Origin of the sequence: Rhabdochromatium marinum (assembly GCF_016583795.1) — a bacterium.
GTDB classification, from domain to species: Bacteria; Pseudomonadota; Gammaproteobacteria; order Chromatiales; family Chromatiaceae; genus Rhabdochromatium; species Rhabdochromatium marinum.
Map to the genome: position 1 here is coordinate 1 of NZ_NRRS01000102.1, position 11,437 is coordinate 11,437.

An 11,437-nucleotide genomic window follows, 5' to 3' on the forward strand; every position below is an offset into this window, starting at 1 on the left:
GGGTGTGACGCCAGATGCAGCGGCGCGCCTTGACCTTGGCTGACTCCATGTTGGCGGTGATGTCGCCCTTGGCATCACGCAAGGTTTCCTTCCAAGCATTGGCCGAGACCGGGAAGCGGCGACCTTCCTTCAGCCAGCGATCGCGAATCTGGCGATCCGAAACGCCCACACCCCCAACAGACCCAAATCGCTGCCACACCTCGGTGCGCAACGACCCAAGCCGTCGCGCTTGCTCGCGCAACGCGGCGACCTTGCCCTTGTTCGGGCGCTTGGCGCGCAAAATCCGCGTGACTTTCATTCGACGTTGTCCTGATGTTTGCCAAGTGCCTCGTTGAGCGTTTTGCGAACGTTTCGCAATCCATACAACCGCGATGAAAAACCACCCATGATGGTCATCAAGTCCTGCACCAGCTCCTGTTCGGGCGAAAGCCTTTCTTGATTCAGTACCAGGATTTCGCAGCCGTGTGTCTTGGCGTAATGCTCGAACCACTCGAACCCAACGCGCGTCAGCCGGTCTTTGTGGACGAGGATCAGGGTGTTGATGCTCCGCTGCCCGATCTCATCCATCAGTGCCAAAAAACGCTGGCGCTTGAAGTTCAAGCCGCTTCCCACGTCTTCGACGAATTCGACGTTCGCTAAACCTCTCGCCACAACAAACGCTTCCAGCACCCGGCGCTGGTTGGCCAGGTCTGGCTTCTGTGCGGCCGATGAGACTCGGCAATAGGCCACTATTCGCGCTGGACACTCGGGCGTCTGTCGCCATCCGATGAACGCTCGCCACTGGGCCTCGGTGTAAAGACGACGATTGCTGTCGGTGCGCGCCACGGGAATGAGACGCCCCTCGCGCTCCAGCGCTGCAATGTCTTGACCGAAACACCGAGCTGCTTCGCCGCCTTGCCTGTACTCATGGTGCTTTCCATGAGATAATAATACACTATCGCGCATTTTTTATAAGACTAGAGTCTAGCTCCAACGGCTTCGAAGGTCTGGCGGGCGATTTCCAATTCCTCGTTGGTGGGAATGACCAGTACCTTGATCGGACTGTCGGCGTGGCTAATGAGCCGCTCACCAGGCGCGTGGCTGCGGTTGGCAGTCTCGTCCAGCACAATACCCAGGCGTTCCAGGCCGGCACAGGTGCGGGCGCGGGTTTCGGCGTCGTTTTCGCCAATGCCGCCGGTGAAGACCAGCGCGTGCACCTCGCCCAGCACGGCGGTGTAGGCGCCAATGTATTTTTTCAGCCGCTGACAAAAAATGCCCAGGGCCAGCTCGGCCTTGGTGTCGCCCTGCTCAATGCGCCGATGAATCTCGCGCATGTCGTTGACACCACACAGGCCCAGCAGACCGCTGTGACGATTTAGCAGCTGATCGATCTGGGCGTGGTCCATCTCCAGGTGTTGCATCAGATACAGCAGCACGGCTGGATCAATATCACCGCAGCGGGTGCCCATTACCAATCCCTCCAGCGGTGTCATGCCCATGGAGGTATCCACGCTGCTGCCATTGCGAATGGCGGTGGCGCTGGCACCATTGCCCAGGTGTAGGGTAATCAGGTGGGTGCGATCAAAGGAACGTCCGAGCATGGTGGCCGCGCGCTGACCGACATAGGCATGTGAGGTGCCATGAAAGCCATAGCGGCGTACCTGATGCTCGCGATACAGATAGTCCGGGATGGCGTAGCGATAGGCAGTGCGCGGCATGGTCTGATGAAAAGCGGTGTCGAATACCGCGACCTGCGATACACCCGGAAACAACTCTCGTGCGACCAAAATGCCGTCGAGATGCGCTGGATTGTGTAGGGGGGCGAGCGGGATCACTTGGCGAATGGCCGCGATCACATCGTCATCGATCAGGGTGGGTTGGTGGAAGGCTTCGCCACCATGCACCACGCGATGCCCAACCGCCTTAAGCTCGCTCAGATCGGTCAGCGCGCCGGTGGCGTGCAGTTGCGCGACCATGCGCTCCAGTGCGTCGTGATGGGTGGGCAGTGGCTGCTGTTCGTCAAGTTGCTGTGCCTGGCCGTTTGCATCCTGCCAGCGGAAGGTAAACAGCGCATCCGCTTCGCCAATGCGGCTGAGGTTTCCAGAGGCAATGACTGACCAGCCGGCGATCTCGAAGAGCTGGAACTTAATCGATGAACTGCCGGCGTTAAGGACCAGAACTTTCATACCGATGTTTCCTCGCTGTTAGTGGTTGCGCTGGTGGTGGTTGAACGGGCGTCTTGCAGTGACTCGGCGGCCAGCTTGGCTTCGGCCTGCTGTTGGGCCTGGATGGCGGTAATGGCCACGGTGTTAACGATGTCGGTGACCGTGCAGCCGCGACTCAGGTCATTGATGGGTTTGTTCAATCCCTGCAAAACCGGGCCGATGGCCACGGCACCCGAGCTGCGCTGCACTGCCTTGTAGGTATTGTTGCCGGTATTCAAATCCGGGAAGATAAATACGGTGGCTTTGCCGGCGACCTCACTGTCAGGCATTTTCGAGCGCGCGACCACGGCATCGACGGCGGCATCATACTGAATCGGCCCGTCGAGTTTCAGCTCCGGGCAGCGTTGCCGGGCGATGCTTACCGCCTCACGCACCCGCTCGACATCCTCACCCTTGCCGGAGGCGCCGGTGGAATAGCTGAGCATGGCCACGCGCGGTTCGATGCCAAAAGCGGCGGCAGTGCCAGCTGAGGTGATGGCAATGTCAGCCAGTTGCTCGGCATCCGGGTTGGGGTTCACGGCGCAGTCGCCATAGACCAGTACCCGGTCAGTCAGGCACATGAAGAAGACGCTGGACACCAGTTTGGAGTCTGGACGTGTCTTAATGGTTTCAAAGGAAGGGCGAATGGTGTGCTGCGTGGTGTGAGCCGCCCCCGAGACCATACCATCGGCATCGCCCACATAGACCATCAGGGTGGCGAAGTAGCTGACATCTTCCAGCGCGTCATAGGCCATCTGTTCCGAGATGCCCTTGTGTTTGCGCAAGTCGTAATAGATCGCCGCATACTGATTGCGCTTGGGCGAGTTGACCGGGTCGATGATGTCAATGCCATCCAAATTTAGCCCGAGTTCGCTGATGCGACGGCGGATTTTGTCTGGGTCACCCAGCAGAATCAGATCAGCGACACCGCGCAGGCTGAGAATTTCCGCCGCGCGCAGAATGCGCTCATCGCTGCCCTCTGGCAGCACGATGCGCTTGTGATCGGACTTGGCCCGATGGATGAGTTCGTATTCGAACATGAGCGGCGTGACGCGCGTTGAATGATGCTTGGAAATGCGCTGGCGCAGATCCGCGACATCGACATGATTTTCAAACAGGCCGAGGGCGGCGGCGGTTTTGCGGTCATCGCCGGCCAACATACTGGATTCCACCCGGTACACGGCGAGCGCGGTCGAAAAGGTGTCTTCATCGACACTGAGGATGGCCACCTTGTTACGCCGCAGGCCATCGACCAGCTTTTGCACATTGGCCGCCGGTTTCAGTCCGCCAGTCAACAGCAGCCCGGCCACGCGCGGAAAGGAGGAGGAGGCATCCGCCGCCAGACTGGCGAGAATAATGTCGCTGCGATCCCCTGGCGCAATGATCAGGCAGCCGTCTTCGATATAGCCGAGGAAGTCTGGCACCTCCATGGCCGCGACCTTGTAGTTGGTCACCACCTGATTGCGACTATCGTCTTCGCCGCTCAGCCACTTGGCATTCAGCATCTTGGCGATTTCACCGATGGTCGGTTGGGCCAGGGTGCTCATATAGGGCAGCACATAGACGGTTTCGGCGGCGGGCATGGTGGCGCGCGCGCGCCGGCGCACGGCATCGACATGATCGGGATCGACGCCATTGACCACGGTGGCCAGCAGGTCGCCGCCACGATTGATCAGTGACTCATGGGCCAGCTGCATCGAGTTGAGGGTTTCCTCCAATCCGCGGCTGAAGCCCTTGACCACCGCTACGATGGTGCAGCCAAAGTTGTTGGCCAGATCGGCGTTGAAGTCAAACTCCAGCGATGGCACCAGACCGTCGAAATCGGTGCCGGCACAGAGCACCAGATCGCAGCGTTCCTCCAGCAGCTTGAAGCGATTGAGAATCAGCTTGAGCAGCTCATCGTAATGACCGCTGGCGACCAGCTCGCTGGCCAGCTGCGCGGTGCAGCCATAGAGCATGTCGTTGGCGAACGGCAGGTTGTAGCGATGACGAATCAGCGTGGCCAGATTGTCTTCTTCGACGCTGCCGTTGACAATGGGGCGAAAAAAACCGACGCGTTGATTGATCGCCGTGAGCATTTCCATAAAGCCCAGCACGACGACGGACTTGCCGCTGCCGGAGCCGGCGCCAGCGATGTAAAGACTCTGCATCGTTAAAACCTCAATAACAAAAAGTGGAAAAAGTATAGGCTGGAGTGTGGATGGTGCGGTAGAATTCCAGCTGTGCGGGTGTAAGCTGTGCGGGTGTAAATGCGTGGTTGTGATGGGGAGGAGACTGGAATGATTGATGGTAAGGGGTTTCGGTTCCTGGTGTCGGTCTTGAGTCTGACACTGGCTTGGTCTGCGCTGTGCGTTTGTGCTCAGGAGTCAAGTGTTTATCGCTGTACGGCGGCGGATGGAAGTATTGAGTTTCGCCAGTACCCCTGCCATGGGCGTGATGCAAGTGTGTTGCTGGATATCGATCAGCGTCCGAGCGGCTGGACACCGCCGGATCCAGCGGAGGTCTTTGACGCCGAGGATGAGGCGGAGGCGGCAGCGGAGCGTTCCCAGGCGGCGGCCAAGGCGCGTGCTGAGGCGGCCAAGGCGGCGGCGGTGGAGCGGCGGCAGGAGGAAAAGTGCTGGAAGAAACACCATCAGCTGGAACAGGTTGAGCGCAAGTTGCGTGCGGGGTATCAGGCGAGTGAAGGGCAGCGATTGCGCCACAAGCGGACTGAGTATGAGGACTATTTGAAGCGTTTTTGCGATTGAGTGGGCGCCTCGCGGTCGGTGCCGCTTAGGATATGGTCCAGAATTCTGTTGAGCCGATAAAAACCCACCACGGAATCGACGCGCAGGAGTTCACCGCCCTGAACATCAAAAAAGACCAGGGAAGGGGCGTAAAAGAGCCCGAGCTGTGCGGCCCAGTCTTTGGCCGTGGTCTTGTCACCCTGAGGCGTGACCACTGGCTGATCGGACCACATGTTGAGCTGCACCGCATCGAATGCCTGGAACCGCTCGGCCAGAGGTTGCTTGCCGTCTTGCGTGTTTTTCAGGACATCTCCATGGAGCACATCGCAGGCATGGCAGTCGCCTTGCTCGAAAAACACCACCAGCGGTCGGTCCGCAGGCATGCGACGGCGCTCCAACTGATAGGGGGGCGCGGCGAAGAAGTCTTCAGCGTTTAAATCCTGGTCATCAAAAACCATGCGATTATCGCCGCGCGCCAGATAATCGCGGAAGGATTCGTGCTGATAATGGTCATCAGCGACATATTCCAGGGCGGCGCGGAACTGATAGGGTGGATAATAACCGCGCAGGCGCAGAGCCAGTTCACCAGCCTCGTCGTAAAACAGCAACGTTGGCGTAAATTCAGCTTCTTCGCGCTGTGCCAGGGTGCGTTCGCTCAGCTGCTGACCGTCAAAATCCGTCACCTCGGCTTGTCCCTGGATATCGATTGGCACCAAGTCGAAATGCCGGCGGGTGTATTCAACGATGTCTTTAAGGGCAAAGTTGACCTCCATCAGCCGGTGGCAATAGGCGCAGTGTTTTTGGCCAAAATATAGAATCAATCCGGCTTTGCCGGCGGTTCGCGCCGCAGCCAGATCGGCGGGTAGATCCAAAAATGCCGGATTGAACCAGTCGGGATACTCAAGCTCGGTGCTGCGTGGGCGGTCATCGAAGCTCGCGCCCGGTTCGGGCGCGGTGGCGGCCAGGGTGACTCCTCCCGTCAGGAACAGCGCGATCAGGACGCCGGCTAGGGGATTGATCAGCGCACGGGCTTGGTCAAGGGATTTAGGTTTCACAGCGTTTTCGTGGGTTGGCTGGCGGGCCGTGATGCGCGCGCAGCCGTGGCAGTTTTTTGAGGAGCAATATGATAGCGCATCCGCACGAGCGTGATTGGGATTCCATCGATACCGTGTTTCTCGATATGGACGGTACCTTGCTGGATCTGCACTTCGATAACCACTTCTGGCTGGAACATGTACCCAAGCGCTATGCCGAGGCGCGGGGCATCGGGCTGGAGGCGGCTCAGGAGTTTTTATTTGCACAGTATCGGGATAAGCGCGGCACGCTCGACTGGTATTGCATTGATCACTGGACTGAGCTGTTGGGGCTGGATATTGCCTTACTCAAGGCCGAGGTCGATCATCTGATTGCCGTGCATCCGCATGTGCCCGAGTTTCTGGAGGCGCTGGCGGCGCGGGCCAAGCGTCGTGTGCTGGTGACCAATGCCCATCCGCGCTCGTTGGCCTTAAAACTGGAGCGCACCCGTCTGGGGGGGCACTTTGATCGGGTCATCTGTTCGCATGAGCTCAGGCAGCCCAAGGAGGCAGCGCGGTTCTGGGAAGCGGTGCAGTCGATTGAGCCCTTTGATCCGCTGCGAACCCTGTTCGTTGATGACAACCTGGATGTGCTGCGCACCGCCTCGGCCTATGGCTTTCGCTGGCTGTTGGCGATTTTGCAAGCAGACTCGACGGTGCCCCCGGCACAGCACCGGGATTTTCCGGCAACTCTCAGTTTTGCGCCCTTGATTGCCGAGCTGGGCGCCGCAGCGGCCGCTGGAGAGGCCTAGGATCCGGCGTCGGGAGCCGTGGGGCCTGGCGTGCTGGTTGGGTTGTCCGTCCTGGGTTTAGCGCGCCGGCGCCGGCGCCGCTTGGGTTTGTCCGCCGGGGGCGTGGTTGGTTGGGCACTTTGGGCGTTTTGGGGCGCTTGAGCCTCTTGAGGCATTGGGGCCGGCTGGGCGCGGGGCGCGGGCCTGTTTTTGTGCCGGCTGTCCTGTTTGTGGCGTGGCGCGCCTCGGGCTGGTCGGCCGCCCGGTTCGCGACGCGGTGCCCGCACGCGGCTGGACGGATCGATCTCGGCAAGCAGTGTGCTGCTTAACTCGCCGACCGGAATTTTGGCACCGATGTAGCTCTCGATCTCCGGCAGGCAGAAGGCATAGGTCTCGCAGGCAAAGCTGATCGCATCGCCAGCGGCTCCGGCGCGCGCGGTGCGTCCGATGCGATGGACATAATCCTGCGGGTCGTCGGGCAGGTCAAAATTAATCACATGGCTGACATCCGGGATATGCAGCCCACGTGCGGCAACATCAGTGGCTACCAGCACTGGCAGTTCGCCTTCCTGAAAGCGGCGCAGCAGACTGAGGCGCTGTTTCTGTGGCACATCCCCCGAGAGCACGGCAGACTTGATGCCGTTACCCTGCAGGTAGCCCCAGACCCGCTCAGCCTGGCGCTTGGTGTTGATAAAGACCATCACCCGTCCGTCATCAATGGTGTGCAGCAGGCCGATCAGCAGTGGGATTTTTTCATCGTTGCCGACCATGTAGCAGCACTGGGTGACGCGATCAGCGGTCACCTGCTCGGGCGTGATCTCGACCATGGTCGGGTCGTTCATGTGCTCGTAGGCCAGTTCTGTGACACGATAGGACAGGGTGGCCGAGAACAGCATACCCAAGCGCCGCTCCGGCGGTGGCATGCGTCGCAGGATAAAGCGGATGTCCTTGATGAAACCAAGGTCGAACATGCGATCCGCCTCATCGAGAATCACCACCGAGATGGACTTGAGATCAAAGACGTGCTGCTTGAAATAGTCAATCAGGCGTCCCGGAGTGCCAATCAGGATATCGACCCCGGAGGCGATTTGGTCGCGCTGTTGCTGATAGCCGGTGCCACCATAGGCCAGGCCAAGGCGAAAGCCGGTGGATTGAGCCAGCAGCAGGGCATCTTTGTGAATCTGCACCGCCAGCTCGCGCGTGGGGGCCAGAATCAGCACCTGCGGTCCGCGCGGGGGCGGCTCCGGATCAGGCGGGTGGCGCAGCAGATGATGCAGGGCCGCGACCAGATAGGCGGCGGTTTTGCCAGTGCCGGTTTGCGCCTGGCCGGCGACATCATGCCCTGCGAGGGCAATCGGCAGGGCCTGGGCCTGAATGGGCGTACAGAAGGTGAAGCCGGCCTGGTTCAGACCGTCAAGAATGCGCGAGTCGAGCGCGAAGCTGTCAAAGCGGGTTTCGGTCAGATGGGTTTCAGACATGAAATACGGTACTCTCTCCGCATCGGTGATCGCCGTTTGTGGCGACAGGACTTGCAAAACTTGCTATCTTTAGGCTCAAATAGCATCTTACCTGATGGGTCTGGGGCAACGCGAACCCGCGCAAGCGCCCAAGGCGGTTGGCACTCTTCATCCGCAATCCTGGCCATTCTGCGCTCTGGCACGAACGCCCAGCTTCAGCACTGCAAACCACATCTCCCCGAATTGAAACCCCCGAGCTTAAAGGTCACGCGCCCCCAAGTTCGCATGAATCTCCAGGCGGTCGATGCCGAAACCTTGCACCCCTTTTGCACCCGAGTTTGCCGCGCTGCGCGCTCTGCCCCGCACCGCTTGGCAGTCCACTCAATCTGAGTTTTCCTAAATTAACGGAGATTGTACACTGTGAGCGATAAAATCCTCCATGTAACGGATGACACCTTCGAAGCCGATGTCCTGCAATCCAGTACTCCGGTGCTGGTTGACTATTGGGCCAACTGGTGCGCACCCTGCAAAATGATTGCACCGATTCTTGAAGAAATTGCTGAAGAATACGACGAACGCGTCAAGGTTGCGAAAGTCGATATCGACGAGAACCGTGCGGTGACTGAGCGCTTTAATGTCCGCGGCATTCCAACCCTGATCCTGTTCAAAAACGGCGAGGCCGAGGCGATTAAGGTCGGTGCCGTGTCCAAGTCCCAGCTTACGGCTTTTATCGACAGCAACCTGTAAGCCGCGCACCGCTGCGCTCGCCCCGATTGCAAGCCGCGTTGCAGTCCGGGTTGCGACAATGGGCGGCCCGCTCGGGCGCCTGTTCTTTAAACCTCCGCCTCCTTCCCTCACCGCATCTGCCGGCCTGCCGAGGTCGCCCGGGTGTCGGCTGATTGTATGCGGTTTTGAGCATTACGATGAACCTCACCGAACTGAAGAAAACGCCCATCCCGGCTCTGGTCGAGCTTGCACAATCCATGGAAATTGAAGGGGTTGGGCGCTCGCGCAAACAGGATCTGATCTTCTCCATTCTGAAAGTCCAGGCCAAGCGTGGCGAGGACATCTCCGGCGACGGCGTGCTGGAAATTCTTCAGGACGGTTTTGGTTTCCTGCGCTCGGCCGATGCCTCCTATCTGGCCGGGCCGGATGACATCTATGTCTCCCCCAGTCAGATCCGCCGCTTTGCGCTGCGCACCGGCGACACCATTTCCGGCAAAATTCGCCCGCCCAAGGAAGGTGAGCGTTACTTTGCACTGCTGAAGGTCAGCGATATTAATTTTGACCGCCCTGAGGTCACCAAAAACAAAATTCTGTTTGAGAATTTCACCCCGCTGTTCCCGCAGAAGCGCCTGGGGCTGGAGGTGGGCAACGGCAGCACCGAGGACATTACCGCACGCATCATCGATCTGGTGGCCCCGCTGGGGCGCGGTCAGCGCGGGCTGATTGTCTCCCCGCCCAAGGCCGGCAAGACCATGATGTTGCAGAACATTGCCCAATCAATCGGCCATAATCACCCGGATTGCTATCTAATTGTGCTGCTGATTGATGAGCGCCCGGAAGAGGTCACCGAAATGGCCCGCTCGGTGCGCGGCGAGGTGATTTCCTCCACCTTCGATGAGCCGGCCACCCGTCATGTGCAGGTCGCCGAGATGGTGATTGAGAAGGCCAAGCGCCTGGTCGAGCACAACCGCGATGTGGTCATTCTGCTCGACTCCATCACCCGCTTGGCGCGCGCCTACAACACCGTGGTGCCGTCCTCGGGCAAGGTGCTGACCGGCGGTGTGGATGCCAATGCGCTGCAACGACCCAAGCGCTTCTTTGGCGCAGCGCGTAATGTGGAGGAGGGCGGCAGTCTGACCATCCTCGCCACTGCGCTGGTGGATACCGGCTCGCGCATGGATGATGTCATCTACGAGGAGTTTAAGGGCACCGGCAACATGGAGATCCATCTTGACCGGCGCATTGCCGAGAAGCGTATCTTCCCGTCGATCAATATCAACCGCTCCGGCACCCGCCGCGAAGAACTGCTGATGCCCCAGGCCGAGCTGCAGAAAATGTGGATTTTGCGCAAAATTCTGCATCCCATGGATGAATTGGCGGCGATGGAATTCCTGGTCGATAAGCTCAAGCACACCAAGACCAATGGCGAGTTCTTCGACTCCATGCGTGGCTAGCGCATGACCCGCGCGGCGCCAGCGCTGCGCCTCAGCGCGGCGCTACTCTCGGTCGTGCTACTGGGGCTGTCGATCTGGCTGGCGGCGCAGCTCATTGGTGATCTGCGCCGGCTACAGCAGGACAAAACCGCGCTGGCTGAGCTGCGTGATGTCAAATACGGCTTGTTCAATGCCGAGCTGTGGGTCGAGCAGCTGGGCGCGATTCTGGCCCACAAGATTGATCACTTCCGTATTACTGAGGCGAACCGACCGGAGCTGAAGCGTGCGGTGGAACAGCTGCTCGACCGCCTGCTGCGGGAGATTGAGGACGCTCAGCGGCGTCGCCATGCCGCCGGCGACCACTGGATCGACAAAGTCCAGGGCGCTGTGCAGCAGCAAGTGCAGGACTGGCTGATCGACTTTGACCGTCTGCGGGCCCGGGTGCCGGTCTATGCCGAGCAGGTGCTGCTGGAGCTGGAGCAACCCCGCACCAGGGAGGAGCTCAAGGGCTATTTGACTCAGTTACTGGAGCAGGCCACCGCGAGCAGCCTGGCTGAGGTCGATGACAGCGCCTTCAATGCCATTCTGGCGCACTACCACTGCGACACCGGAGTGGACTGCGCCGCAGCACTCAGTATCCGCATCGACGCACGCGAACAGCATAGCCGCGGCCAGGCGATCGCATTACTGAATCTGCTGTGTACTTTGTTTGCACTGAATCTGGCCGTCACCCGCTACCATCGGCGCCTGTGGCCCGAGGGGCTGACTCTGCTGACCGGTGCCGTGCTGGTGCTGCTGGCGGTGGGGGTGCTGACTCCTATGATCGAGATCGAAGCGCGCATCACCGAGCTGAGCTTTGTGCTGCTCGATCAGCCGGTGCGCTTCACTGATCAGGTGCTCTATTTTCAAAGCAAGAGCCTGCTGGATGTCGTCACCCTGCTGGCACGCACCGGAGCAGCCGATATGCTACTGGTGGCGGTGTTAAACCGCGTCAATTTAGAGGTGCGTAATTCTTATGCTATAGTTTGCGCTCCATTGTGCCACGCATCGTTTGGACGCGCACTTGCCGACATTTTGGTGACAGGATCGTTTCATGTTGACGTTAGAT

10 protein-coding genes and 1 pseudogene are annotated in these 11,437 nt (G+C 59.6%); 5 read left to right on the top strand and 6 right to left on the bottom strand.

The window, feature by feature from the left end; translation table 11 throughout:
• The 4 genes and pseudogenes from CKO36_RS17560 to pta form a co-directional block, all read right to left on the bottom strand.
• A pseudogene (locus CKO36_RS17560) lies at positions 1-298 on the bottom strand (RNA-guided endonuclease TnpB family protein); the annotation flags it as partial.
• Positions 295-945 (bottom strand): IS607 family transposase, encoded by a 651-nt coding sequence (locus CKO36_RS17565; RefSeq protein WP_242469710.1) that lies wholly within the window; start codon positions 943-945, stop codon positions 295-297. The gene CKO36_RS17565 and the pseudogene CKO36_RS17560, both read right to left, overlap by 4 nt.
• Positions 946-956: 11 nt before the next feature.
• The gene (locus CKO36_RS17570) at positions 957-2,165 is read right to left on the bottom strand and encodes an acetate/propionate family kinase (RefSeq protein ID WP_200286190.1); all 1,209 of its coding nucleotides are present in this window, start codon (positions 2,163-2,165) and stop codon (positions 957-959) included.
• Positions 2,162-4,333: a phosphate acetyltransferase gene (gene pta / locus CKO36_RS17575; protein ID WP_200286192.1), complete on the bottom strand. Its 2,172-nt coding sequence runs from the start codon at positions 4,331-4,333 to the stop codon at positions 2,162-2,164. Before pta ends, CKO36_RS17570 begins: the two co-directional genes overlap by 4 nt.
• Before the next feature lie 129 nt (positions 4,334-4,462).
• Between pta and CKO36_RS17580 the strand changes: the two genes are divergently transcribed.
• Positions 4,463-4,930, top strand: a complete 468-nt coding sequence (locus CKO36_RS17580; protein ID WP_200286194.1) for a hypothetical protein — start codon at positions 4,463-4,465, stop codon at positions 4,928-4,930.
• Here the strand turns inward: CKO36_RS17580 and CKO36_RS17585 are convergent.
• A complete protein-coding gene (locus tag CKO36_RS17585; RefSeq protein WP_338053520.1) occupies positions 4,906-5,964 on the bottom strand; it encodes a thioredoxin family protein in 1,059 nt (352 codons plus the stop codon). The genes CKO36_RS17580 and CKO36_RS17585 overlap by 25 nt on opposite strands.
• 68 nt (positions 5,965-6,032) lie before the next feature.
• On the opposite strand from CKO36_RS17585, the gene yrfG reads away from it, so the two are divergent.
• A complete protein-coding gene (yrfG, locus tag CKO36_RS17590) occupies positions 6,033-6,734 on the top strand; it encodes a GMP/IMP nucleotidase (protein ID WP_200286196.1) in 702 nt (233 codons plus the stop codon).
• On the opposite strand, the gene rhlB is transcribed toward yrfG, so the two are convergent.
• Positions 6,731-8,191 carry an ATP-dependent RNA helicase RhlB gene (rhlB, locus tag CKO36_RS17595; protein ID WP_200286198.1) on the bottom strand — a complete coding sequence of 487 codons (1,461 nt, stop codon included), beginning with the start codon at positions 8,189-8,191 and terminating at the stop codon, positions 6,731-6,733. The two genes, yrfG and rhlB, sit on opposite strands and share 4 nt — an antisense overlap.
• A gap of 399 nt (positions 8,192-8,590) precedes the next feature.
• On the opposite strand from rhlB, the gene trxA reads away from it, so the two are divergent.
• The 3 genes from trxA to CKO36_RS17610 form a co-directional block, all read left to right on the top strand.
• Complete coding sequence (trxA, locus tag CKO36_RS17600; RefSeq protein WP_200286200.1) at positions 8,591-8,917, top strand: thioredoxin TrxA; 327 nt, start codon at positions 8,591-8,593, stop codon at positions 8,915-8,917.
• Between the two features lie 176 nt (positions 8,918-9,093).
• A complete protein-coding gene (rho, locus tag CKO36_RS17605; RefSeq protein ID WP_200286201.1) occupies positions 9,094-10,350 on the top strand; it encodes a transcription termination factor Rho in 1,257 nt (418 codons plus the stop codon).
• A gap of 3 nt (positions 10,351-10,353) precedes the next feature.
• Positions 10,354-11,437 (top strand): hypothetical protein (locus CKO36_RS17610; protein WP_200286203.1); only part of this gene is annotated, 1,084 nt, incomplete at its 3' end.

Coding starts and splice junctions, on each gene's coding strand:
- CKO36_RS17565 (WP_242469710.1), bottom strand. CDS start 945: ATGCGCGATAGTGTATTATTATCTCATGGAAAGCACCATGAGTACAGG.
- CKO36_RS17570 (WP_200286190.1), bottom strand. CDS start 2,165: ATGAAAGTTCTGGTCCTTAACGCCGGCAGTTCATCGATTAAGTTCCAG.
- pta (WP_200286192.1), bottom strand. CDS start 4,333: ATGCAGAGTCTTTACATCGCTGGCGCCGGCTCCGGCAGCGGCAAGTCC.
- CKO36_RS17580 (WP_200286194.1), top strand. CDS start 4,463: ATGATTGATGGTAAGGGGTTTCGGTTCCTGGTGTCGGTCTTGAGTCTG.
- yrfG (WP_200286196.1), top strand. CDS start 6,033: ATGATAGCGCATCCGCACGAGCGTGATTGGGATTCCATCGATACCGTG.
- rhlB (WP_200286198.1), bottom strand. CDS start 8,191: ATGTCTGAAACCCATCTGACCGAAACCCGCTTTGACAGCTTCGCGCTC.
- rho (WP_200286201.1), top strand. CDS start 9,094: ATGAACCTCACCGAACTGAAGAAAACGCCCATCCCGGCTCTGGTCGAG.